The 26057-nt window shown below is 40.1% G+C and carries 21 protein-coding genes and 1 riboswitch; of the genes, 11 read left to right on the top strand and 10 right to left on the bottom strand.

Annotated features, from left to right (window positions below; translation table 11 throughout):
* Window positions 1–37: 37 nt before the first annotated feature.
* Window positions 38–1411 carry an argininosuccinate lyase gene (gene argH / locus E4T92_RS08050; protein WP_135094200.1) on the top strand — a complete coding sequence of 458 codons (1374 nt, stop codon included), beginning with the start codon at window positions 38–40 and terminating at the stop codon, window positions 1409–1411.
* Window positions 1412–1621: 210 nt separating this feature from the next.
* On the opposite strand, the gene E4T92_RS08055 is transcribed toward argH, so the two are convergent.
* Together E4T92_RS08055 and serB are read right to left on the bottom strand one after the other, a co-directional pair.
* Window positions 1622–2113, bottom strand: coding sequence for a YajQ family cyclic di-GMP-binding protein (locus E4T92_RS08055; RefSeq protein WP_018355389.1), 492 nt, complete (start codon window positions 2111–2113; stop codon window positions 1622–1624).
* An 18-nt stretch (window positions 2114–2131) separates the two neighbouring features.
* The gene (gene serB, locus E4T92_RS08060; protein ID WP_135094201.1) at window positions 2132–3076 is read right to left on the bottom strand and encodes a phosphoserine phosphatase; all 945 of its coding nucleotides are present in this window, start codon (window positions 3074–3076) and stop codon (window positions 2132–2134) included.
* A 70-nt stretch (window positions 3077–3146) separates the two neighbouring features.
* Between serB and E4T92_RS08065 the strand changes: the two genes are divergently transcribed.
* Both E4T92_RS08065 and tkt read left to right on the top strand, forming a co-directional pair.
* Complete coding sequence (locus E4T92_RS08065; RefSeq protein WP_135094202.1) at window positions 3147–3815, top strand: YtjB family periplasmic protein; 669 nt, start codon at window positions 3147–3149, stop codon at window positions 3813–3815.
* Between the two features lie 96 nt (window positions 3816–3911).
* Window positions 3912–5909, top strand: coding sequence for a transketolase (gene tkt, locus E4T92_RS08070; RefSeq protein ID WP_135094203.1), 1998 nt, complete (start codon window positions 3912–3914; stop codon window positions 5907–5909).
* Between the two features lie 183 nt (window positions 5910–6092).
* Here the strand turns inward: tkt and E4T92_RS08075 are convergent, their stop codons facing one another.
* The 3 genes from E4T92_RS08075 to E4T92_RS08085 all read right to left on the bottom strand — a co-directional run bounded on the left by E4T92_RS08075 (window position 6093) and on the right by E4T92_RS08085 (window position 8501).
* Window positions 6093–6560 carry a flavin reductase family protein gene (locus E4T92_RS08075; RefSeq protein WP_228063582.1) on the bottom strand — a complete coding sequence of 156 codons (468 nt, stop codon included), beginning with the start codon at window positions 6558–6560 and terminating at the stop codon, window positions 6093–6095.
* A gap of 371 nt (window positions 6561–6931) precedes the next feature.
* Complete coding sequence (locus E4T92_RS08080; protein ID WP_135094204.1) at window positions 6932–8068, bottom strand: NADH-dependent flavin oxidoreductase; 1137 nt, start codon at window positions 8066–8068, stop codon at window positions 6932–6934.
* Between the two features lie 49 nt (window positions 8069–8117).
* On the bottom strand, window positions 8118–8501 hold the full coding sequence (locus tag E4T92_RS08085) for a nuclear transport factor 2 family protein (protein ID WP_077542096.1): 384 nt from the start codon (window positions 8499–8501) through the stop codon (window positions 8118–8120).
* A gap of 116 nt (window positions 8502–8617) precedes the next feature.
* Between E4T92_RS08085 and E4T92_RS08090 the strand changes: the two genes are divergently transcribed.
* The 3 genes from E4T92_RS08090 (at window position 8618) to raiA (ending at window position 11852) form a co-directional block, all read left to right on the top strand.
* Complete coding sequence (locus E4T92_RS08090) at window positions 8618–9508, top strand: LysR family transcriptional regulator (RefSeq protein WP_077550354.1); 891 nt, start codon at window positions 8618–8620, stop codon at window positions 9506–9508.
* A 208-nt stretch (window positions 9509–9716) separates the two neighbouring features.
* Window positions 9717–9842: riboswitch (glycine riboswitch) on the top strand.
* An 82-nt stretch (window positions 9843–9924) separates the two neighbouring features.
* Window positions 9925–11304, top strand: a complete 1380-nt coding sequence (locus E4T92_RS08095) for a sodium:alanine symporter family protein (RefSeq protein WP_135094205.1) — start codon at window positions 9925–9927, stop codon at window positions 11302–11304.
* A gap of 227 nt (window positions 11305–11531) precedes the next feature.
* Window positions 11532–11852, top strand: a complete 321-nt coding sequence (gene raiA / locus E4T92_RS08100) for a ribosome-associated translation inhibitor RaiA (RefSeq protein ID WP_077542100.1) — start codon at window positions 11532–11534, stop codon at window positions 11850–11852.
* Window positions 11853–11927: 75 nt separating this feature from the next.
* Here the strand turns inward: raiA and E4T92_RS08105 are convergent, their stop codons facing one another.
* From E4T92_RS08105 to E4T92_RS08120, 4 genes are all read right to left on the bottom strand, one after another.
* The gene (locus E4T92_RS08105; RefSeq protein WP_135094206.1) at window positions 11928–13244 is read right to left on the bottom strand and encodes an MFS transporter; all 1317 of its coding nucleotides are present in this window, start codon (window positions 13242–13244) and stop codon (window positions 11928–11930) included.
* A 69-nt stretch (window positions 13245–13313) separates the two neighbouring features.
* Entirely contained in the window at window positions 13314–14057 is a 744-nt protein-coding gene (menH, locus tag E4T92_RS08110; protein ID WP_135094207.1) for a 2-succinyl-6-hydroxy-2,4-cyclohexadiene-1-carboxylate synthase, read from the bottom strand.
* A gap of 32 nt (window positions 14058–14089) precedes the next feature.
* Window positions 14090–15796, bottom strand: coding sequence for a 2-succinyl-5-enolpyruvyl-6-hydroxy-3-cyclohexene-1-carboxylic-acid synthase (gene menD / locus E4T92_RS08115; protein ID WP_135094208.1), 1707 nt, complete (start codon window positions 15794–15796; stop codon window positions 14090–14092).
* On the bottom strand, window positions 15787–17079 hold the full coding sequence (locus E4T92_RS08120) for an isochorismate synthase (protein WP_135094209.1): 1293 nt from the start codon (window positions 17077–17079) through the stop codon (window positions 15787–15789). The genes menD and E4T92_RS08120 overlap by 10 nt, the downstream gene beginning before the upstream one ends.
* 144 nt (window positions 17080–17223) lie before the next feature.
* Here E4T92_RS08120 and E4T92_RS08125 point away from each other — a divergent pair, with 144 nt between their 5' ends.
* A complete protein-coding gene (locus E4T92_RS08125; RefSeq protein ID WP_077542105.1) occupies window positions 17224–18438 on the top strand; it encodes a pyridoxal phosphate-dependent aminotransferase in 1215 nt (404 codons plus the stop codon).
* Window positions 18439–18710: 272 nt separating this feature from the next.
* Here the strand turns inward: E4T92_RS08125 and typA are convergent, their stop codons facing one another.
* Entirely contained in the window at window positions 18711–20561 is a 1851-nt protein-coding gene (gene typA / locus E4T92_RS08130; RefSeq protein ID WP_135094210.1) for a translational GTPase TypA, read from the bottom strand.
* A 283-nt stretch (window positions 20562–20844) separates the two neighbouring features.
* Between typA and glnA the strand changes: the two genes are divergently transcribed.
* The 4 genes from glnA (at window position 20845) to E4T92_RS08150 (ending at window position 26049) form a co-directional block, all read left to right on the top strand.
* A complete protein-coding gene (glnA, locus tag E4T92_RS08135; RefSeq protein WP_135094211.1) occupies window positions 20845–22263 on the top strand; it encodes a glutamate--ammonia ligase in 1419 nt (472 codons plus the stop codon).
* Window positions 22264–22390: 127 nt separating this feature from the next.
* Window positions 22391–23182 (top strand): ABC transporter permease, encoded by a 792-nt coding sequence (locus tag E4T92_RS08140; protein WP_077542107.1) that lies wholly within the window; start codon window positions 22391–22393, stop codon window positions 23180–23182.
* Window positions 23182–23913, top strand: coding sequence for an ABC transporter ATP-binding protein (locus E4T92_RS08145; RefSeq protein ID WP_077542108.1), 732 nt, complete (start codon window positions 23182–23184; stop codon window positions 23911–23913). The genes E4T92_RS08140 and E4T92_RS08145 overlap by 1 nt, the downstream gene beginning before the upstream one ends.
* Before the next feature lie 381 nt (window positions 23914–24294).
* Window positions 24295–26049 carry a glycosyltransferase gene (locus E4T92_RS08150; protein ID WP_135094212.1) on the top strand — a complete coding sequence of 585 codons (1755 nt, stop codon included), beginning with the start codon at window positions 24295–24297 and terminating at the stop codon, window positions 26047–26049.
* Window positions 26050–26057: the final 8 nt, after the last annotated feature.

Raw genomic sequence — 26057 nt, forward strand, 5'->3', positions numbered from 1 at the left:
GCACTTTGGGGTCATTGATGATAAGAAAGAGGATATTATGGCACTTTGGGGTGGGCGTTTTACACAAGCCGCAGATAAGCGTTTTAAAGATTTTAATGATTCATTACGTTTTGATTATCGTTTAGCCGAACAAGATATTGAAGGATCAATCGGCTGGTCGAAAGCCTTAGTCAAAGTGAATGTATTAACGCAAGAGGAACAGCAACAATTAGAACAAGCATTAAATGAATTATTGCTTGAAGTGCGGTCAAATCCGCAAGCGATTTTGCAAGATGAAGCGGAAGATATTCATAGCTGGGTGGAAAGTAAACTGATTGATAAAGTCGGTAATCTTGGCAAAAAATTGCATACCGGACGTAGTCGTAATGATCAGGTCGCACTTGATATTAAAATGTGGTGTAAACAACGAGTGATCGAATTACAGGATTCGATTCGGAATTTACAACGCCATTTAGTGCAAACTGCTGAAAATACCCAAGAAGCCGTGATGCCGGGCTATACGCATTTACAGCGTGCACAGCCCATCACTTTCGCCCATTGGTGTATGGCTTATGTAGAAATGTTTGATCGGGATTACACTCGTTTGACTGATGCTTATAAACGTATGAACACTTGCCCGCTTGGTAGTGGTGCGTTGGCTGGTACGGCTTATGCGGTGGATCGTGATGTGTTGGCTCAGGATTTAGGCTTTAGTTTTGCCACCCGCAATAGTTTAGACAGCGTATCGGATCGCGATCATATCGTAGAATTACTTTCTACCGCCTCCCTGAGTATGGCACATCTTTCCCGTTTTGCGGAAGATATGATTATTTTTAACAGTGGCGAAGCGAATTTTGTGGAATTATCGGATAGGGTGACATCGGGATCCTCTTTAATGCCACAAAAGAAAAACCCCGATGCTTGTGAATTGATTCGTGGTAAAGCGGGTCGAGTAATGGGGGCGTTAACCGGTATGCTGATGACATTAAAGGGCTTACCGCTCGCTTACAATAAAGATATGCAGGAAGATAAAGAAGGGATTTTTGATGCCCTCGATACTTGGCAAGATTGTGTCGATATGGCGACCTTTGTACTGGATGAATTAAAAGTGAATGTTGAACGTACCCGTGAAGCAGCACTAAAAGGTTATTCCAATGCCACCGAATTGGCTGATTATCTTGTGGCAAAAGGCGTACCTTTCCGAGATTCTCATCATATTGTGGGTGAAACAGTGGTGTATGCCATTGAGAAAGGTAAGGGATTGGAGGATCTTACTATTCCGGAATTCCGTCAATTTAGCGAAGTGGTGGGCGATGATGTGTATGATATTCTTTCCCTTCAATCTTGTTTGGATAAACGTTGTGCGAAAGGTGGGGTTTCACCACTGAGAGTGGCAGAGGCGATTGCCGAAGCGAAAGCAAGATTTGCCTAACGGATAAAGCAAATAAAAAAGTGCGGTTAGGAAAATATTTGAATTTCTGGCCATTATAATAGTGGCACAAATCTGTTTTTGGGGTGAGTAGGGACACACTGCGTGTGTCCGAATTTTAATCTATTGAAATGATTTGATTTTATAACGGACACACGCAGTGTGTCCCTACATAATACCGGAATTTCTGACCGCACTTTTTGGGTAAAAGAATTAATCTCTAAAATTATTAAACTGGAATGGTTGTCCTAGCTCTGCGCCTTTTACCAGTTGAATCACCGCTTGTAAGTCATCACGGGATTTACCTGTTACCCGCACTTGATCACCTTGAATTTGGGCTTGAACTTTAATTTTAGAGTCTTTCACTAATTTGGTGATTTTCTTCGCCATTTCGGTTTCGATGCCTTGTTTTAATTTTATTTCTTTGGTGTAAAGTTTACCGTGGTGTTCGCTTTCTGTCGGAATATCTAATGATCCGTGCTCAATACCACGTTTAACAAATGCGCCGATTAAGATTTCGATCAGTTGTTCGAGTTGAAACTCGGATTCGGTCGTCACTTTTACGGTCTCATTTTTTTCATTGAGTTCAATCACGGCTTCCACGCCACGGAAATCGTAGCGTGTGCTTAATACTCGGTTTGCATTTTCTACGGCGTTACGCACTTCATGCATAGTAATTTCAGACACAATATCAAAAGATGGCATAATTTTCTCCCATTAACGTTAAATTCTTTCTCTTGCACTTAAAAGACATAAAAGTGCAGTTAAGTCGGCGAAGTTTACCACAATTTGCGCTTGTTGTTGCACTTTCGGCTTAGCGTGGAAAGCGACCCCTAATCCGGCGACATTCATCATGGCTAAATCGTTCGCGCCGTCACCAATAGCAAGGGTATTTTCAGCACTAATGCGGTATTCATCGCGTAAACGCTGAAGTGTGTGGGCTTTATATTGTGCATCCACAACATCGCCTTTGACTAAACCTGTGAGCTTACCATCTACAATGTCGAATTGATTGGAGACAGCACAGTCTAAGTTCAATAAATCTTTCAAATAATCGGCGAAGTAAGTAAAGCCGCCTGAGGCAATGGCTGTTTTCCAGCCATATTGTTGTAAAGTTTGAATGGTTTCCTGTAAACCGGACATTAAGGGTAAATTTGCCCGTACTTCTTGTAAAATAGTTTCAGGAGCATCTTTTAATGTGCTGACCCGACGGCGTAAACTCTGTTCAAAATCAAGTTCGCCCCGCATTGCACTTTCGGTAATTGCGGACACTAATTCCCCCGTACCTGCAAGCTTGGCGATTTCATCAATACATTCAATTTGGATGGCAGTGGAATCCATATCCATCACTAATAATCCTTTTTCTGATAATTTTGCTTCAAAGTTGAGTAAAGCAATATCTAAACCTAGTTCGTGAGCGGTAGAAAGGAAGGTATCATGCCATTTTCCTTTAAGTAAAACGACCGTATTTTTCGCGATATTCCAAGCATCAAAACACTGAAAATTTTGACCGCACTTTTGCTGAAATTGAGTGAGTGTTGAAAGGTTTAATTGTATGCCGTAGAGAATGAAACTATCTTCTAATGAGACAAGGGGCGAATCGGACGAAAGTGCGGTTGGAAATGCCGGGTATTTTTGTGTAATACTTGCAAGGTTTTGAATTTGCATAGAAAATCCTGTAAATTGTGAAAAGTAAAACTATTCTAGCCGATTTAAGGGCGAATTGGGGAAAAATAACTTGCATTTAATCAAAGAAAAATTAACAAAATCCGTGATGTTAGTGCTGATTGTGATCCTTTGCACTGCTGCCTTTGCCGTCATTTTATTTGGTGTGCAACAGTTTAAGATTGGTTCGCAGTTTGCGAGTGTGAATCAGGTTTCTCATTTATCCCATATTTTAGTCCGTCAACAAGCGAATTTATTTGCCGTGTTATTAGTGAATAATGCACAAACTGAAAAGCTTACGGAAAATCTAGATAATTTAGTGCAGGAACATTTTGTATTGGATGCCTCAATTTATGATGCTCAAGGGAAATTGCTCGCACAAAGTACAGACTCTGAGCGTTTACGTAAAAGATTAGGATTAGAACAACGGGATGGAGAACAAAACGCTCAGCAAATTGTCGAGCCTATTTACTCTAACTTAGGGATTCAAGGTTTTTTACGTGTCACTTTTGATGGGCAGTATGCCCAATCTCCTCAAAGTAAAATTAATCAAATTTTTCGCCAACTTTACGGTGAATTGATCGTCGTATTTTTGTTAGGGGTAGTGGTAGCAAGTTCCATTCATTATTTTTTAAGTCATTACCGTCGTACCTATCGTGCATCAAATGAGCCTAAAAGAGCGGTCAATTTACCCATGAAATCAAATACTCAGCGTTATCATCAAAGACGGCGTAGGGGATAGATTAAATAATTGTATAAAATTTCAATTATTTTGCCTAAATTCTGACGCAAATGAGGTAGAATGCAGAAAACTATTTTTAATCACAGGAGAAACAATATGGCGACTCGTAAACAACTCGCAAACGCAATTCGTTTTTTAAGTATGGATGCCGTACAAAAAGCAAAATCAGGCCACCCCGGTGCGCCAATGGGCATGGCGGATATTGCTGAAGTATTATGGCGTGATTTCTTAAAACATAATCCGACCAATCCAAAATGGGCAGATCGTGACCGCTTTGTTTTGTCCAACGGGCATGGTTCAATGCTGATTTACAGCTTGTTACATTTAACCGGTTATGATCTTTCCATTGAAGATTTAAAACAATTCCGTCAATTACATTCTAAAACACCGGGCCATCCGGAATACGGCTATGCACCGGGTGTTGAAACTACAACCGGCCCGCTAGGTCAAGGGATTACCAATGCGGTAGGTATGGCGATTGCAGAAAAAACGTTAGGCGGTCAATTTAACCGCGAAGGCCATGATATTGTCGATCACTATACTTATGTATTCTTAGGCGACGGTTGTTTAATGGAAGGGATTTCTCACGAGGCTTGTTCTTTAGCGGGGACACTCGGTTTAGGCAAATTAATTGCTTTCTATGATGACAACAATATTTCTATTGACGGTCATGTTGACGGCTGGTTTAGTGATGACACGGCAGCCCGTTTTGAAGCTTACGGCTGGCAGGTTATTCGCAATGTAGATGGTCACGATGCTGAACAAATTCGTGCGGCGACCATTCTTGCCCAAGCAGAAAAAGAAAAACCGACCTTAATTATTTGCAAAACCATTATCGGTTTTGGTTCACCAAACAAAGCAAATTCTCATGATAGCCACGGTGCTCCTTTGGGTGATGAAGAAATTGCTTTAACCCGCAAAGCCTTAAATTGGGATTATGCACCGTTTGAAATTCCGGCAGAATACTATGCCGAGTGGGATGCAAAAGCAAAAGGTGCGGCAGCTGAAAAATCGTGGGAAGAAAAATTTGCTGCGTACGAAAAAGCCTATCCTAAGTTAGCGGCTGAGTTTAAACGTCGTATGACTGGTGAATTACCTGCGGATTGGTCAACATATTCTCAAGCCTTCATTGAAAAATTACAAGCTAATCCGGCAAGTATTGCAAGCCGTAAAGCCTCACAAAATGCGATTGAAGCCTATGCACAAGTATTGCCTGAGTTTTTAGGTGGTTCGGCGGATTTAGCAAGTTCTAACCTCACCTTATGGAGCGGTTCAAAACCAATCCGTGCAAATGAAAATGTGGATGGCAACTACATCAACTATGGTGTACGTGAATTTGGAATGTCTGCCATTATGAATGGTATCGCTTTACACGGTGGCTTCATTCCTTATGGTGCAACTTTCTTAATGTTCTATGAATACGCTCACAATGCAGTGCGTATGGCGGCATTAATGAAACAACGCGCATTGTTTGTTTATACCCACGATTCTATCGGCTTAGGCGAAGATGGTCCAACCCATCAACCTATTGAGCAGACGGCTTCATTACGCTTAATTCCAAATCTTGAAACCTGGAGACCTTGCGATCAGGTTGAATCAGCGGTGGCGTGGCAACAAGCGGTAGAACGTCAAGACGGCCCGAGTGCATTAATCTTCACCCGTCAAAACTTGGCACAAATGGACCGCACTTCTGAGCAATTAGCGAATGTGGCACGCGGTGCTTATATCTTAAAAGACAGTAACGGCACACCGGATTTAATCTTAATTGCAACGGGTTCAGAAGTAGAACTTGCCGTTAAAGCGGCAGATGTGCTTGCTGCAGAAGGTAAAAACGTGCGTGTAGTTTCAATGCCAAGCACCAACCGTTTCGATAAACAAGACGAAGCATACCGTGAAAGTGTCTTGCCTTCCTCTGTCACTAAGCGTGTTGCGATTGAAGCGGGAATTTCTGATTTCTGGTATAAATACGTGGGCTTTGCCGGTCGTATCGTGGGAATGAATTCATTCGGTGAGTCTGCGCCGGCTGATCAGTTATTCAAATTGTTCGGTTTCACTGTGGATAACGTGGTGGCGACAGCGAAAGAAATTCTTTAATTTTAAACTTAGAAAGGTGGGATATTCCCACCTTTTTTATGCAATAGTGCTTTTTTGATCGGAAAATGCGTTCTATCCTTTATTCTTCTCCACTTGTTACATTCACCCCTTTTCCTATTTTGTAAAATGTCCACCTGCAATATAGTGCAAGGTTCTCAGTTCATCAGATGCATCATCAAATTGTCAATGTCCCTTGTTAAAAATACGATCATCTGCCCATGCTGCAAGCACTTCACCGATAAACATATCGTGTTTCTCGTGATTTTCAGGTTCAGGGATCACTTTACAGATAATCCAAGCAGCACAGCCTTCCACCAAGGGAACATCGAAGCCTTCTTGATAAAATAGACTCAATTTATCTAATTTGTCCGGATTTTCTTTACGGCTCAGTCCCATTTCGACAACTAATTTAGCTTGTTTCGCGATGGGAATTTGTACGGCAAAATAACCGCTCTTTTCAATCAATTTTCGTGTATAAGCGGCTTTGTCGATGATTACCATTAATTTGGCTTTCGGTAGATAGTCCACTGCACAGACCCACGCTGCAGACATCACATTTTCAATGCCCTCTGCTTTAGCGGAAATCATCGTTGTGGGACCGTGGTTGATTAAGCGATAGAACTTTTCCAGTTCAACAGGTTTAATTGCCATTTTTTGTTCCTTGTTTATTGATAAAAGTGCGGTTGGTTTTTACCGTGTTTTGAGTTCTTAGTAAATATACAAAGGGGAAAATATAGGGTGACCGTGACGTTATTTTTTCTCAACATATTGAGATTGTCCGTTTTTTATAACAGACGCCATCGTTACGCCCCCTACCGAATCAACAACTATTCGGTATTATCCGTGGCAAAAATCTGTTTTTGGGGTAGGGACACACTGCGTGTGTCCGTATTTCAATATGTTATAAGCGGACACAGGCAGTGTGTCCCTACATATCATTGAAATGTCTATTTTGTGTATTTGCTACATAATACTGCAACGATTAGATAGGTTCGTGTTGACAATTTTATTGAAAATTATTGTTAAATATCTACCGGTTGCCATGCTTTCCCTTTCACAGGTGGTAACCACGCACCACCCACTACGCACATTTCCCACAATCGGTTTGGAATACCATAATGATCTGCTTGATTTGGGTCAAGCTCGGTGATGATTTCTTGTAAGCGATTTTCTTGAATTAACGTGGCAATGTTGGGATTAATCATCACAGTTTTACCGAGACCAATAAATTCTGCCCAACCTGTTTGATAGGCGGCGAGGATTTGTTCTGCGGTGAATAGATTACCAACACCGATAAGCGGTAGTTTACCGTTGATGCGTTCGTGTATTAATGCTAAGCGGGTTTGATTGCTGTCGGCACCACGACGGGCTTTTTTGTAAAAATCCCACAGGGAAACGTGCAAATATTGCAACGGTTTTTGAACTAATTCGTCAATGAGTGCAAAGGTATCCACCATCGTTAACCCATTGTCGCCACTTTCTTCAGGAGAAAAACGATAGCCAATGATGAAATCTGGACGATGATATTTTTCACGCATAGCGATGACTGCATCGACTATAGCAAGGGGAAAACGCAAACGATTTTCTAGGCTACCTCCCCATTGATCAGTACGTCGGTTGCTTTGGGCTGAGAAAAACTGTTGGATTAAGTAACCGTTTGCGCCGTGGATTTCCACCCCATCAAAACCAGCTTTGATAGCTAATTCTGTGGCGTTAGCAAAATTTGAGATTAGCTCATGGATTTCATTATTGGTCAATGCTCGGCTACCGCTGCTTTCATCTTCAGAGGGGGCGACTTTATCTTTGCCGTTTAACAATTCCGTAATGGCAAGTTTACCCCCATGGTGAATTTGCAAAATGGCTTTTGCACCCTGGTTTTTGATTATATCTGCGGTTGCTTTTAAACTATCTAATTGGCTTTCGTGAATGGCTTCGGGCTGTCCGTAAAAGGCTTTGCCACCATCTGCCACGAGGGTTGCGGCGGCAATAAATAAGCCAATGTCACTGGCACGATTGCTTAGAAAAACACGTTCTTCCTCGCTGATTGTGCCATCATTGTGTGAGGCAAAATGAGTCATTGGGGCAACAGCAAGCCGGTTTTTAATTGTGATGCCATTGTTTAATGTATAAGGCTCTAGGATCGGTTGAAATTTGTTCATAATTTATCTCCTTTAATAGCGTAAAAGGCGGAAATTTCCGCCTTATGGATTAATAATGAGCATGGAAAATTTTACTTACAATTTGCCATGTTCCATTTATTTTTAACAAGTTGAAATAATCAGTAAAACCATAGCCGCTTAGATTGTCGGTATCTACACGAGCGGAAGCTGCGTTGCCGGTAATATCAATATAGGCAATCGCAACAGTCGGATTTTCTGAGGGAGTAAAGTGGTTGTCAATCACAGGGAATAAACTTTCTGTTACAGATCCGCCTGCGATTGCTCCGTTTTCACCCACGCTATACATTGTTGCGACTTCGTGAAAAGCAGGCTGCATAATCTCGCTTTTCGCTTGTTTCCCTCCTTCACTGTATTCGTTTAATAAAACTTGTTCGATGGCTTTATATTCAGTTGTGTAAGTTGGTTTCGTCATCTTTCTTTTCCTCTGTTGTTTAAAAGATGGTGGCATTATAGTGATCTAATTTAGATTGACTAGATACCAAATTTAAACTAACTTGTTCAATAATATTTGACAATCTATCTTTAGCTATGCAAGAAAACTTAAACGATTTACGCACTTTTTTGCTTGTTGCTCAAACGGGTAGTTTTACCAAAGTGGCGGCTCAATTGAATCTTTCACGAGCAGCGGTAAGCCATACTATTAGTCAGTTAGAACGCCGTTTAGGCTTGAAACTGTTCAATCGAACTACCCGAAGCGTTGCCACGACTGATGCAGGGCAGCAGCTTTATCAGCAGCTTTGTCCATTATTTCAAGACATTGATAGCCGTTTACTCAATATTTTAAATAATCAAAACCAACAACGTGGCGTGCTGAGAATTAATGGCACTATTCATGCGATTTCAGTTGTCCTTTGGCAAAAATTCCGCCGTTTTTTGGAACATTATCCGAATATTACTCTGGAACTTGCGGCAGAGATGAAGTTTATTGATATCGTAGCAGAACGCTATGATGCCGGTATTCGTGAGGGAGGATTAATGGATAAAGATATGATTGCAGTGAGAGTGTCGGAGGCTGTCCGAATGTGTTATGTAGCTACACCCGAATATCTTTCCCGCCACGGTACACCTCAAACGCCGGAGGCGCTGCTTAAACATAACTGTATTCGCTTACGTATTCCCACTTACAACAACTTGTTGCCGTGGGAATTTGAACACTCAAAAACAGGTGAACGGTTTAAATTAGCCATGCAGGGGAATTTGATTGTTAACCAGCCTCCCATGACCCGTCAAGCGGCCTTAGACAATATAGGGATTTCATGGGAAATGGCAGATGAAGTAGAAGCCGATATTCAGTCTGGCAGACTTTGCCGTATATTAAGTGATTGGGAATGCATTTATCCCGGTTATTATCTCTACTTTCCTAATCGTACAGAATATTCACCACTGTTAAAAACTTTGGTGGAATGGCTTCGGATATAAAATATCATAAATATTGACCGCACTTTTTAGCTATTTTCTCTGTGCTTGACAATTGATTGAAGTCTTTGATTTTGCTAAAATCCTCCCCGTTTTTCCTGATGAATCAGAGAAAAATGAGTTCGGATGAAGGTAGCTGGAGAGTAGGGAATTAACCCTACGCCGACGATGTAAAATCTTTCAGGCGCACATCAGTGCAGGGACTGTTACTGGACGAACCCTTGGAGAGATCCATTGCCCTATAGATAGTGGGGTAAATGGACGCCGAAGGCGCAAAAGAGCGGTGGTTTTTCACGCCGTTTTTCAAACGCTCAGGCAAAAGGACAGGGGCTAAAAGACAATCTGTATTTTATTTCTTTTCACGGATGCTTTTTGTCTCCTTGTTGCGTTTATTTGTTTTTAGACAACGAGGAATCACAATGTCATTCACGACAATTTTATCCACGATTGATAGCTTTATTTGGGGCCCACCATTACTGATTTTATTATCGGGTACAGGGCTTTATTTCACCTTACGTTTAGGCTTTATTCAAGTCCGCTATTTACCGCTTGCAATTAGTTATTTGTTTAAAAAAGAACGTGGCGGAAAAGGGGATGTGTCTTCTTTTGCGGCACTGAGTACGGCTTTAGCGGCAACTATTGGGACGGGAAATATTGTCGGTGTTGCGACAGCGGTGCAAGCGGGCGGGCCCGGTGCGATCTTTTGGATGTGGCTGGTAGCATTGCTTGGTATGGCGACCAAGTATGCGGAATGTTTACTGGCGGTGAAATATCGGGTCAAAGATCGCCGTGGGTTTATGTCCGGCGGCCCGATGTATTACATTGAGCGTGGTCTAGGCATCAAATGGCTTGCCAAGATGTTTGCGGTGTTTGGTGTATTAGTCGCCTTTTTCGGTATCGGCACATTCCCGCAAGTGAATGCGATTACGCACGCTATGGAAGATACCTTTCATATTCCGGTTCTTATCACTGCTGTGGTGGTGACGGTATTGGTCGCAATGATTATCTTAGGTGGGGTAAAACGTATTGCCACGACATCATCGATCATTGTGCCTTTTATGGCGATTTCTTATGTACTCGTCTCAATGATTATTATTTTGTTGAATTGGGAACGGGTACCAGATGCGGTGATGTTGATTATTCATAGTGCTTTTGATCCGCAATCCGCACTGGGCGGGGTATTAGGTTTTACTGTGATGAAAGCCATTCAATCGGGGGTGGCTAGGGGGATCTTCTCTAATGAATCAGGTTTAGGCAGTGCACCTATTGCTGCCGCTGCCGCCCAAACACGAGAGCCGGTTCGCCAAGGTCTTATTTCCATGACCGGAACCTTTTTAGATACCATTATTGTGTGTTCAATGACAGGGATTGTATTGGTTCTTACCGGCGCATGGCGTAACCCTGAACTTGCCGGTGCAACGGTAACCAATGCTGCATTTGCCAAAGGGCTTGGGTTAGATTTTGGTGCAACAGTTGTCACTGTAGGCTTATTATTCTTTGCGTTTACGACAATTTTAGGTTGGTGTTATTACGGTGAGCGTTGTTTCGTGTATTTGGTCGGAACCCGTGGTATTCGTTTATATCGCTTAATATTTATTATTTTGGTGGGGATCGGCTCTTTCTTGAAATTGGATTTAATTTGGATTTTAGCGGATATTGTGAATGGCTTAATGGCATTTCCGAATTTAATTGCCTTAATCGGATTACGCAAGATCGTAGTTGAAGAAACCAAAGATTATTTCAATCGTTTAAAGATTAATCATCACGATCAAGATGAACAATCCCCCTCTCAGTTGTAATCACTCAAAAAGAAAAGGATGCCAAAAGGCATCCTTTTTGCAGTTCTCTATCATAACAATTCTCGCAGAAAAGAAAATTGGCAATCTTCAGAAATTAGAGCTAGATCATATTTTTACATATTAGTATTTTTTTCATTAAAAAATGGCTTGAAAAATCCTATTGAAGAGACTATTTTGATCTTGAATCAAACCGAACCTAAAGGTTCTTAACACGAAGAGGTACAGCTATGACATTAAATATCACCAGCAAACAAATGGAAATCACGCCTGCAATTCGTGAACATGTGGAAGGTCGTCTGGCTAAATTGGAGAAATGGCACACGCAGCTAATTAATCCGCATTTTATACTCAATAAAGTACCAAATGGTTTTAGTGTTGAGGCTTCCATTGGTACGCCACTTGGTAATCTGATTGCGACTGCAACGGCTGATGATATGTATAAAGCGATCAATGAGGTGGAAGAAAAATTAGAGCGTCAATTAAATAAATTGCAACATAAAGGTGAATCTCGCCGTGCTGATGAACGTTTAAAGGATTCTTTTAATTAGAAGTGCGGTCATTTTTGATGCACTTTTCTAAAACAAAATGCCAAGGTAAATACCTTGGCATTTTTGCTTAATATGCTAGATCTGCGTTAAATCAACGTTTTTTGTTTCTTTTGAGGCAAGCAGTGCTAATAAGGTCATTAGTGCGTTAATCGCTAAATAAATTCCCACACCTATGACACCAAATGAGGCATTAATTTTCAACGAAATCATGGCAGCAATAGTGGCACCAATAATAGAAGCTAAATTATAAGCGAGAGAAGCACCGGAATAGCGCACCTCGGTTGGAAATAATTCCGGCAACAGTGCCGCCATTGGGCCAAAAGTCATTCCCATGATTGCCATTCCGATAACCAGAAAAGCGAATACGCTTGTAGGTGTCCCGTTTTGTAAGAATAGCGGCATAGATAACCCGAGTGCGCCAATGGCAAGAGTCACCCAAATCAGCCATTTACGACGCCCGATTTTATCGGCATAAATACCGGAAATACTGATAAAAATACCAAAAACAATAGCGCTGATTAATAATAAACCCGTGAAAGTATTTGCCGGAATCCCTAAGCCGAGAGGATGACCGGCTTCGGAAAGATTTGGTGCAGTACGTGAATACGCCTGTGCAAAGGCGGTCATAATGTAGAAAAGGGAATAGGTTGCCACCATAATGAATGTGCCAATCACCATCGGTTTTAAGTGTTTGGTAAAGACAACGCTGACCGGAGCATTTAATTTTTTACCTTTTTGTTCCGCCTCAATGAAAACATGGCTTTCGTGTAAGGTTAAACGGACGTATAAGCCGACAAATACCAATAACACGGAAGAGATAAACGGAATTCGCCAAGCCCATTCAACCAGTGCTTCTTGCCCCCAAAAATAGCTGACTAAGAAGAAGGTTCCATTGGCGACAAATAAACCGATAGGTGCGCCTAATTGTGGAAACGTACCATACCACGCACGTTTCCCTTCCGGTGCATTTTCCGTTGCCACTAAAGCCGCACCTCCCCATTCACCACCAAGGCCGATTCCCTGACCAACACGGCAAAGACAAAGCAAAATAGGTGCCCAGATACCAATTTGGGAATAGCTGGGTAGTAATCCGATAATCACGGTTGAGCCACCCATGAGTAAGAGGGAAGCGACAAGGGTTTTTTTACGCCCAATTTTATCCCCAAAGTGACCAAACAATGCTGAGCCAATAGGACGGGCAAAAAAAGCCAAAGCGAGAGTTGAGAGGGAAAGAAGATCATTTGAAAGGGGATCATCGCTGTTGAAAAACTGGGTATTAAATACCAGTACGGCAGCTGCTGCATAGATATAATAATCAAAAAATTCAATTGCTGTACCGACCATTGAGGCAAGCGCCACCTTCATCGGGTTATTGCGAAGTTGTGCTGTCATATTACTTTCCTTAGAAAATACAAGATAAAAAATGTGATAAATGAAAAGGCTTAAATCCTAGCATTTCCTTTAAAGTTGAGCAATTTCTAAAATCAGTTTCTCAAGTTTGTGAGCGAATAGGAGAGGGTTTTCTGAATGGGCATTGTGACCGGCATTGGGAATGCTTGTTAAATTGAGTTGTTCGGAATAGGCAAGGGCTTGGAATTTAAGATCTTGTTCACCACAAAAATAAAAAAATGGCAGAGAACTTGACCGCACTTTGTCTCGGAAATTCGGTTGTTTGGCAAGGCTGGTGGCAAGTAACATTTTTCCAATGTTCGCACCACAATTCGCTTTTCGCTTTTCAACAAGTGTTGTCCGTTGATGGGCGGTTAAATGGGAAAATACGGGCTGTTGATACCAATCCTCCAACACATTCTCAGGCGGTTCATGGGTAAATCGCATTGCCCAATGGGTATCGTTTTGCCAGCGTACTTGTTTCTCCTCTTTTGTTTTTAAGCCTAAATTAGCCCCTTCCAAAATGATGGCTTGCAAGTTCCCTTTTTCCACACGAGCTTGTAAAGCATAATGCATAGCAATACGCCCACCAAGGGAATAGCCCACGAGAAAATAGGGTTCATTTTTGACTGCACTTTGGATTTTTTGGGAAAGATATTCAGCGGTATCATTAAAACTCTGGACGGGGGTTTCCTTTGCTTTGCCGTGGAAGGGTAAATCAACAGAAACGCAATGAAAGTGCGGTAGATTTTCGATAACTTTTTGCCAATCGGAAGAGGTGCCGAGAAGACCGTGGAGAAAAATAATATTCATCATAAAAACAAGGGCGGGATTCGCCCTTAATTTCCTTATTCACCAATCACAGCATGGCTGATTTGTTCAATTAAACGTTTGTAAATATTGCTACCATCGTTTGGATTTGTTTTGATTTCAATCAATGTCGTTTTACGACGCGTGTAGGCTTGTTTTAACACGCTGCTTAAATCTGCCCAAGTGTAAGGGTGAGCATATTTAATATCAAACATTGCTGCAATTTGTGAGAAATCACTGTTATGGGGTAAGCGATAAAAACGATCTTTGACCTCTTCCTCCACCGGCAACATATCAAAAATCGCCCCGCCATTATTGTTGATGACAAAAACAATGGTCGGTTGTGTGACATTTTTAAAAAGTGCAAGGGAATTGAGATCGTACAGGGTTGAAGTATCGCCAATCATTGCCACAACAGGTTGATTGGTTGCCACGCCGATACCGGCAGCCGTCGCCAATAAACCATCTATTCCGCTTGCACCACGATTAGTATAAATCGGGTACCCTTCAGGGAGCTTGGTGAGAGCGTCCACAAGGCGTACAAATAAACTATTGCCGAGGAACAAGATCCCATTGTAAGGCAATACACGTTCAATATGATGGGCAAGGGAGGCCTCGTTAAGGTTACCGCCTACTTGCTGCTCAATAAAACCAGCACAGAATTTGGACAACGCAAGAGGCTCCAGTAGCCAAGGTTTTTGACGAAGAGGAGGGTGTGCCCGTAGCCAGTGGTGGACTTTCGCATTAAAACGTGTATGGGTATGATGATAAGGATCCACCGCTTTTTGCGTTTGTTCCACAATCCAAAATTCGCCTTTAAAGGCTTGTAAAAATTGATTAATACGCTTGCTGATAAAACGAGAGCCAAGCTGAATCACAATGTCTGCCTGTAATAATTTTTCACGCACAGTTTGGTTGGCAAGCCAAATATCGGCATAAGGTGTCATGGGTTCTACGCCGGATTGAATATCCGTTAATAACACCCAGCCCATAGTCGTTGCCCAAGCATTGATACCCATAGCTTGTTCCATTGGGAGTTGCCCGACGACAATCACCCCACGTTTGGTACGCCAGTGATCCCAATTTTCATGCATCATTACTTCTTGTTGTTGAGATTCGTGACTAATCCAAGGTTTATTGTGTGCAAGCCAACGTTGAAGTGGTTGTAGCCAAGGATGTGTATCAATCGCATCTTCCGAAGCCTCATAAAGTGGTTCGGCAAAAGGTACATTAATATGAACTACGCCACCTTGTTGGGTTTGCTGAAATATTGCTTGCTCAATCAGAGAAACTAGCCATTGTGCAGAATAGTCGGCATTTGGCTTGGGTAGGTTGACATTGGCAACAGGGTAGTCGCCAAACATATTTTGTTGCAAGATGGCTTGATTGGCGCCACATTCCCATAATTCAGGTGGACGATCTGCCGTTAAAACAATGAGATTGACACCACTTTGGCGTGCTTCAATGATTGCCGGATAAAGGTTTGCTGCTGCTGTACCGGAAGTGACGATAATTGCCACGGGAGCTTGAGTGGATTTAGCAATACCAAGAGCAAAAAAGCCTAAACCACGCTCATCAAAATGGCTATAACAGGTGGCGCGGCCAGCGTTTTGTAAGCGGACGGCCTCAAGGGTTAAAGGGGTTGAGCGTGAGCCGGGGGCAATACAGAAATGGGAGACACCTTGGCGACTCAAGGTCTCTAACACCACTTTTGACCAACAACGATTAAACACGCTTACAGACATTCTTTTTCTCCATTATTATTTTCTGCAAAAAGGGTTATTAATCCTGATGCCTTACGTTCAATTTCTTTCCACTCTGCTAAAGGTTCTGAGCCTTCAACAATGCCGGCTCCGGCAAAGACACGAATTCGGTTTCCCTCAATAAATGCGGAACGAATCGCGACACAAAATTCCGAATAAGCCTCGCTCATTAATCCTAATGTGCCGGCATACCACCCACGATCAAAGGTTTCAATTTCCGATAAAATCATTCTCGCTTGTTGTTGAGGTAAACCGGAAACTGCCGCAGTGGGGTGAATCGCTTTGAGTAGTGCGGAATCTCGATAATGTGCGGTCAAATTTGCCCGAATTTTTCGCAACAAATGTTGAACTTTGCGTAAAGGTTTAAGCTCTACTTCACTGACATCAATAGATTCCACCATAGATTTGATATTCTGTGAAATATCTTGAACCACAAGCCAGTTTTCGTTTAAATTTTTTTCATCATTTAATAACCATTCTGCTTGTTGTTGATTTTCTTTTGAGTCAGCCGTAATCGGTGCGGTACCGGCAAGGGCTTCCGTTAAAAATAAATTATATTCACGGGCAAATAGGCGCTCAGGCGTTGAGCCTACGAATGTGGAATGAGGACTTTCCGCCCATAAAAAATGGTAACAGCCCTGATTCCGGCACTCGCTTTCTGCAAGGAAGTCATAAGCATTGACGGCTTGTTTTAAGTGAAAAACCGTTTCATTCGCTAATACCAGTTTTGTGAGTTCGCCCTGTTTTATTTCATAAAGTGCCTGATTAACCCAATCGCACCACATTTGTTTATTTGCCCGTTGCTCTGTACGGAGCGGTATTTGTTTTGGCAGTTCGCAAAGTGCGGTTATTTTAGGCAAAGTTTTTAATTGTTCCAAAGCCGTTTGCGCAGACGCTCTGCCTTCTACAAAGCAACTTATCGTGATAGTTTTATCATTTTTTTCTATCATCAATTGCGGCAGAATAAATTGTCCGTATCCCTGAAATTGTAGTCCGCCTAGCAGAGGAAAATCAAATGTCTCAATAAATTCTTGTGCTATATTTAATTGGCAAAAAGACCGTACTTCCCCCAATGCCGCGATGACTTTATTTTCATCACGAAAGCGCAAATAGAATTGTGGATAAGTGGTTTGTGATTTTAGCCATGCCAATAAATTGATATTGGCGATCGTGGCTTGAAAACGCACAATATCAGTTTTCCCTTGTTGCAAATAAGTTTCAATTTGAGAACTTAATTGGCTTTTGGCTTGCTCTAAACTACCCATTTTAACTTGTTCAAAATAGACAAAAAATTAGCTCGTATTCTACCGTAATTTATCTGACACAAAAAATTTTTTTACAAAATCTTTGCAAGATTGAAAATTCAGCGTAAATTAACCGCACTTATCACAAAAATAAAAGGAATTGATATGCGATTATTCCCTAAGTCCGATAAATTGGAACACGTTTGTTATGATATTCGTGGCCCTGTACATAAAGAAGCGCTCCGTTTGGAAGAAGAGGGCAATAAAATTTTAAAATTAAATATTGGTAATCCTGCCCCATTCGGTTTTGAAGCGCCGGATGAAATTTTGGTAGATGTCTTGCGTAATTTGCCTTCTGCGCAAGGCTATTGCGATTCAAAAGGCTTGTATTCAGCCCGTAAGGCTATTGTGCAATATTATCAATCAAAGGGTATTCAAGGCTCAACAGTGAACGATGTCTATATTGGCAACGGCGTGTCTGAGTTGATTACGATGGCAATGCAAGCCTTATTAAATGATGGAGATGAAGTGTTGGTTCCTATGCCGGATTATCCATTATGGACGGCGGCAGTGACGCTTTCCGGTGGCAAAGCCGTGCATTATCTGTGTGACGAAGATGCCAATTGGTTTCCCGCAGTAGATGATATTAAGGCTAAAATTAATGCGAAAACCAAAGCTATCGTGATTATCAACCCAAATAACCCAACGGGAGCGGTGTATAGCAAAGCCTTGTTGGACGAAATCGTGGAAGTGGCTCGCCAACATAATCTGATTATTTTTGCGGACGAAATTTACGATAAAATTTTATACGATAATGCGGTTCATCATCACATTGCGGCATTAGCACCGGATTTATTAACAGTGACGTTTAACGGCTTGTCAAAATCTTACCGTGTCGCCGGTTTCCGCCAAGGCTGGATGATTCTAAATGGCCCGAAAAATCATGCACAAGGTTATATTGAGGGATTGGATATGCTTGCCTCAATGCGTTTGTGTGCCAATGTACCAATGCAGCATGCGATTCAAACAGCACTGGGCGGTTATCAAAGTATTAATGAGTTTATTTTGCCGGGCGGACGTCTATTGGAGCAACGTAATAAAGCTTATGAATTGATAACACAAATTCCCGGTATTAGCTGCGTGAAACCTATGGGAGCGCTTTATATGTTCCCGAAAATTGATGTGAAAAAATTTAATATTCACAGTGATGAAAAAATGGTGCTGGATTTACTTCGCCAAGAAAAAGTGTTGCTTGTGCATGGTAAAGGATTTAACTGGCATTCACCGGATCACTTCCGCATTGTCACCTTACCTTATGTGAACCAGTTGGAAGAGGCGATTACCAAATTAGGGCGTTTCTTAGAAAACTATCATCAATAGGAAAAAGTGCGGTGAAAAACGTCATATTTTTAATGATTATGGGAAAATACACAAAATAGGGATTAACGAAATGTAGGGACACACTGCGTGTGTCTGTTATAAAGCCAAATCATTTCAATAGGTTAAAATTTGGACACACGCAGTGTGTCCCTATCTACCCCAAAAACAGCTTTGTGTGACTGCTACATCATACCGAACAACAGAAAAAGTGCGGTAGAAATTGACCGCACTTTCAATGTAAAAATGGAATCATCACTGATTCCATTTTTTGTTTAGTGGGTGCTTGTACTGGTTGTGGTACGATTTGCCCGTTTACGATCGTTTTCCGTCAAAAGTTTTTTGCGAACACGGATCGATTCCGGTGTCACTTCCACTAATTCATCGTCATCAATAAATTCAATGGCTTGTTCAAGGCTAAATTTCACCGGTGTGGTGAGGACAATGGCGTCATCTTTACCTGAAGCACGCATATTGGTGAGTTTTTTACCTTGTAAGCAGTTAACGGTTAAATCGTTTGAACGGCTATGGATACCAATAATCTGACCTTCATAGACTTCCACGTTGGCATCGATCATTAATTTGCCTCGTTCTTGCAAACCAAACAATGCGTAAGCGAGAGCTTTACCTGTTGCGTTAGAAATTAACACACCATTTTTACGTTGACCGATTTCGCCGCCTTTGATGTCATCATAATGGCTGAAACTGGAGTAAAGCAAACCGGTACCGGAAGTCATGGTCATAAATTCGCCACGGAAGCCGATTAAGCCACGACTTGGAATAATATATTCTAAACGAACACGCCCTTTACCATCCGGCAACATATCACGCACTTCACCTTTACGGATACCTAAGGCTTCCATCACAGAACCTTGGTGCTGTTCTTCCACATCAATGGTCACTTGCTCATAAGGTTCTTGTTTTTTGCCATCAATTTCACGATAGATAACTTTTGGACGGGAAACGGCAAGTTCATAGCCTTCACGGCGCATATTTTCAATCAATACGGAAAGATGTAATTCGCCTCGACCGGATACACGGAACTCATCCGGGTTTGGGGTTTCTTCCACACGTAACGCTACGTTGTGAACCAATTCTTTATTTAAACGTTCAAGAATTTGACGTGAAGTGACATATTTTCCTTCTTGACCGGCAAATGGAGATGTATTCACACAGAAGAACATCGTCACAGTTGGTTCGTCAACCGTTAATGAAGGTAAGGCTTCAACGGCATTGATATCGCAGATGGTATCGGAAATATTGAGTTCGCCTAAACCGGTAATTGCCACGATATCGCCGGCATAGGCCATTTCTTCTTCATAACGTTGTAAACCCAGATGCCCAAGCACTTGACCAACACGCCCTTGACGGGTTTTCCCTTCGCTATTAATGATAGTGACCGGTTGATTTGGTTTAATTGAACCACGTTTAATGCGACCAATGCCAATGACCCCAACATAGCTATTGTAGTCTAATTGGGAAATTTGCATTTGGAACGGCGCATCTAATTCCACTTTCGGTGGTTCAACATGTTTAACAATGGCTTCAAATAATGGTGTCATATCTTCTGCCAATTCTTCATGTTCTAAACCTGCAACACCATTTAACGCAGAGGCATAAATGATCGGAAAGTCTAGCTGTTCATCCGTTGCACCAAGATTGACAAATAAATCAAAGACTTGATCCACAACCCAATCAGGGCGTGCACCCGGACGGTCAACTTTGTTGATGACGACAATAGGTTTGAGTCCGTGAGCGAAAGCTTTTTGAGTAACGAAACGGGTTTGCGGCATCGGACCATCAAAAGCATCGACCACTAAAAGAACTGAGTCAACCATTGAAAGCACGCGTTCTACTTCACCACCAAAGTCAGCATGTCCCGGTGTATCGACAATGTTAATACGGTAGTCATTCCAATTAATCGCCGTGTTTTTGGCAAGGATCGTAATACCACGCTCTTTTTCGAGATCATTAGAATCCATGACTCGTTCATCTATGTCGCCACGTGTTGCTTCAAAAGTACCGGATTGTTGAAGAAGTTTATCTACAAGCGTAGTTTTACCATGGTCAACGTGCGCGATAATCGCAATATTGCGCAGTTTATTAATATCAATTTTGTTTGTCATTGCTTATTCTGAGTAGGTTATGTAAGGTGTGTGAAACGATGTTTCACGCACGAATTAAAGGGTTTGTTGTTTTCATGCGTGGGTTGAAGACCATTCACACGATTTTGTGATAAATAGCCCTTATTTTGAGCACGAAAGGGCGGGGATTATACATGACTTTTATATTGCCCGCTATGTTAAATAATAAAAATAAATCCAATGAAAAGCAGTAGAGATTAAGCTATAATGCGGGCTATTTTTTAATAATCCTTACCTAGCAAAATAAATAATAGAGGAACGACCTATGTCAAACGCAAATGCCATCGCTAATGTATTTAAACTGATTGAAGAAAATGATATTAAATTTGTGCTTCTTCGGTTTACTGATATTAAAGGCAAGGAACACGGTGTATCTATTCCGGTTAATCTTGTGGATGAAGATATGTTTGAAGACGGTAAAATGTTCGATGGTTCATCCGTAGAAGGTTGGAAAACCATCAATAAAGCCGATATGCTTTTAATGCCAATGGCTGAAACTGCCGTTGTTGACCCATTTGCGCAAATCCCGACTCTTTCTCTTCGTTGTAGCGTGTATGAACCGACCACGATGCAAAGTTATGATCGCGATCCTCGTTCTATTGCGATTCGTGCTGAAAATTATATGCGTTCTACCGGTATTGCCGATCAAGCATTCTTTGGTCCTGAACCTGAATTCTTCTTATTTGATGATGTGCGTTTTGATGTGTCGATGAACCGCGCATCTTTTTCCGTTGATGATGTGGAAGCGGCTTGGAATACCAACAAAAAATATGAGGGGGGGAATAATGCTTATCGCCCTCTGAAAAAAGGTGGGTATTGTGCCGTTGCTCCTATTGATAGTGCACATGATATTCGCTCTGAAATGTGTTTAATTTTGGAAGAACTTGGTTTAGTGATCGAAGCACATCACCACGAAGTCGCGACAGCAGGTCAAAACGAAATTGCAACGAAATTTAATAGCTTAACGTTAAAAGCAGATGAGACTCAAATCTATAAATATGTCGTGCAAAATGTCGCACTTGAACATGGTAAAACTGCGTGCTTTATGCCGAAACCAATCACTGGCGACAATGGTTCGGGTATGCACTGTAATATGTCATTAAGCAAAGACGGAAAAAATATCTTCCAAGGTGATAAATATGCCGGGCTTTCTGAAACCGCACTTTACTATATTGGCGGCATCATTAAACATGCTAAGGCATTAAATGCGTTTACAAATCCAAGTACCAACTCTTATAAACGCTTAGTACCGGGTTATGAAGCGCCGGTATTATTGGCTTATTCAGCAAGTAACCGTTCAGCCTCAATCCGTATTCCTGCAGTGACAAGCCCGAAAGCGATTCGTATTGAAGCCCGTTTCCCTGATCCAATGGCAAACCCATATCTTGCATTTGCCGCTTTATTAATGGCGGGGTTAGACGGTATCGTGAATAAAATCCACCCGGGTGATGCGATGGATAAAAACCTTTACGATTTACCACCGGAAGAACTTAAAGACATTCCTGCTGTAGCAAGCTCACTTGAAGAAGCTTTGAATGCTTTGGAGAAAGACTACGAATTCTTAACTCACGGTAATGTATTCAGTAAAGAGTTTGTGGACGCTTTCATCAGCATTAAACGCAAAGAAGTAGAACGCTTAAATATGACCCCACATCCTGTGGAGTTTGAGATGTATTATGCGTAATTTTAGCTAGAAAACTGTATATTGAGCAAAGAAAGTGCGGTTGATTTTGACCGCACTTTTTATATGTATATTGTTAAATTGTGTTGCTAGTGTATAATCACGCCCCAATTAGTGATAAGGATAAAATATGCTAACGAAACTGTTTAGTAAGTTTGAACGTTTTTTCGCTTTTGATGAATTACTGAAACAACTGATTATTCGTGATGTGAAACTCAAGTATAGACGTAGTTATCTTGGTTATCTTTGGAGTATTTTAAATCCATTGATGTTAATGATGGTGCTTGTTTTCATTTTTTCTAATTTATTTAGATTTGATATTCCTAATTTCCCTCTCTATATGATTTCGGGACAATTTTTATTTAATTTTATGACTGAAGCAACAAATATGTCTGTTGGGTCTATTACAGGAAATGCTTCTTTAATCAAAAAAACATATGTGCCTAAATATATTTTCACCGTTTCAAAAGTAGGAAGTTCATTAGTTAATCTATTGTTTTCAATAGGTGCTTTATTATTGGTAATGATTTTTACTAATGCAGAATTTTCTTGGAATCTGTTATTTTTCCCTATTATTATTCTCGAAGTCTTTATTTTTAGTTTAGGTGTAGGGCTATGGCTTGCGGCAATTACAGTTTTCTTTAGAGATATTCAATATCTTTGGGGAGTGTTTATTTCTATGTGGATGTATTTAACTCCCTTATTCTACCCTGCTTCCATTATTCCTGAAGAATACCGTTCTCTCTACCAAAATGCAAATCCAATGTATGGTTATATTGAACAGTTTAGAGATATTGTTTTGCATGCTAGATTTCCACAAGTTGATAGCGTTTTAATTGGGTTTACGACAGCATTTATTGTATTAATTTTAGGTGCTTGGTATTTTAATAAAAAACAAGATGAATTTATTTTGTATATCTAATGAAAAATGAAACAGTAATTAAAGTCACTAATGCCACTGTTCGCTTTAATAAGGCAACTGAAAATTATAATGGCTTAAAAGAATATGTGATTAAAATGCTAAAAGGGGAATTAATGTTCCAAGAATTTTTGGCATTGAAGGATATTAATTTTGAAGTAAAAAGAGGAGAATCTTGGGGACTTATTGGCACCAATGGTTCAGGCAAATCGACTTTGCTCAAACTTATTTGTGGCATATTAAAACCCTATAAAGGAACTGTAGAAGTTCATGGCAACATTGCGCCATTAATTGAATTGGGGGCGGGCTTTGATGGTGAGCTTACTGCGAGAGAAAACATCTATCTCAATGGTGCATTACTCGGTCATAAAAAAACTTTTATGGAGCAGCATTTTGATGAAATCATTGATTTTGCAGAGCTACAAGATTTTGTTGATGTTCCGATTAAAAATTTCTCATCAGGTATGGCGGCTCGTTTAGGTTTTGCCGTAGCGACTATTGTTAAACCTGAAATACTCATTGTTGATGAAGTTCTAGCTGTAGGAGATGCAGCTTTCCAAGAGAAATGTAAAAAACGAATGGAAGAAATGCTTGCTGGTGGAACGACATTGCTCTTTGTTTCGCATTCAATCGAACAAGTGAGAGAACTTTGTCAGAATGTGATTTGGATTGATAAGGGAATAGTAAAAACAATAGGAAGAGCTAAAGATATTATTTACAGTTATAAGATTTAAATAATAGTGAGATACTAAAAATCTAAAAATAAAAGGTAAAGCTTTAATGAATCAATCTATATTATGAATAGTGGCATGATTTTATTATTACACTCTAATTTTTCTTCTTTTTTATCCTATAGGGATTTTTAGGAGGAGAGAAATGTCTTGTTTAGATAAGATGTTTTGTTTTTTATATTGTATTTAGAGTTATTTAATTTATTAATTAAGAAAGATAGTATCTTACTCATAATTTATTTATTTTTGTATTGTTATAATTAGAATGTCTAAATGTTATTTTGACGAATATTAAAACTATCTTATTGGAATGTTTTTTCTAGAGGTTTACCTAAGATAAATTTTGAAAAATTAAATTTTTTATTAAAATCAAAAGGAAATAATATGAATTCTATACAGAATGTTGTGTACCCACAGGTATCTTTATGTACTGAAACAGAACTTTATTTTAGATATAATCAGTTTGCTGATTTAAATATAGGAAAGGCATTTTTCTCTCTAGGTAAATCAGGATATATCAATACAGATACTTATTTTAATAGCCTTAGCGTTGGTAAATGGAAACGCCATGCAAACATTAATGATTTGAATTTTTCTATAAAATTTAAGGGAAAAATTAAAATTGTGTGGTTTTTAAACCGCTTACACTTTAGTAAGAAGATTTTAAAAGAAGTTTATTTAGAGACTGAAAACTTATCTGAGGTATCTGTTTCACTAGAGTTTTGGCAGGAGCTTGAAGATGGTATGCTTGCATTTGAATTGATTGCTTTATCTCAATCGGAAATTCATCAGTTTAGTTATATCACCACTACCCCGGTTGTAAATAATGTTTTATTAGGCATTGTTATTACGCATTTTAATCGTCAGCAATATGTACTACCTGCTTTGGAACGTCTTAAGAATGAACTATTAAATACAGAGGAATTTAAAGATAATATTGCTTTATACGTTGTTGATAATAGCCAGAACTTACCACAAGTAGAAAATGTTCATATCATTCCAAATGAAAATTTAGGTGGTTCAGGTGGTTTTTCTAGGGGGTTAATGGAATTAAAAGATCAAGGTGTGTTCACTCATTGTTTATTTATGGATGATGATGCCTCTTGTGAAGTTGAAGGTATAAAGAGGACTGTTCGCTTATTAGAGTATGCTAAAGATCCTGAGTTGGCTATTGGTGGGGCAATGTTACGTGAAGAGGAAATGTATCGGCAATATGAAAATGGGGCGAAGTTTGATGGGTTATTGACGCCTATTAAACCAAATTTAGACTTAAGATATGTTGATCAGTTACTGTTTAATGAACAAGAAGAACATATTGATTTTGCGGGGTGGTGGTATTTTGCATTCCCACTTTCAAAAGTTAAACATTACGCATTTCCATTTTTTGTTCGTGGTGATGATATTGGCTTTGGTCTTACCCATAAATTTAATATTATTACTTTAAATGGTATTTCTTCATGGCAGGGAGATTTTGCATTAAAACACAGTCCATTGACAGCATATTTAGACAATCGTCACCAGATTATGCAACATTTCCATCATTTTTCCGATAAAGGAATGCTAAGTTTACTAAATATAACGGCGAGAATGATATTAAAAAATCTTCTTACCTATCATTATGAAACAGCTCTTGCTTCTATTTATGCTATTGAAGATGCTACGAAAGGTTGTGATTTCTGGCGTAATAATGCGGATATGGCGGAAAGGCGTAAAGAAATTTTAAGAATTGTGCATAATGAAAAAACAATAGATGTTCCATATGATATATCAACCCAAGCAGTTTTTGGAAATCCTCATGAAAGTAGATTAAAACGATTATTTCGTTGGGCAACATTAAACGGTAATCTGTTACCAAGTATGTTTTTTAAAAAAGGAATTGTTTCGCAACCTAAAGGATTTGGTGGTAGTTTAAGAGAGGTTTATCGTTATAAAAAAGTGTTATATATCCATTTCCCAACGAATAAGGGCTTTATTTTAGAACATGATAAGGGAAAATTTTTTAATTATGCTTTTAGATACCTAAAAGCAATTTATAAATTAGTGAAAAATTACAACCATTTGAAAAAAGAATACCAAAACTCTTATGATGAATTAACTAGTCCAGAATTCTGGAAAAAACAATTTAAACAAGATCAGTAATTAAGGTA

The organism is Pasteurella sp. WM03 (assembly GCF_004570945.1).
Classification (GTDB): domain Bacteria; phylum Pseudomonadota; class Gammaproteobacteria; order Enterobacterales; family Pasteurellaceae; genus Rodentibacter.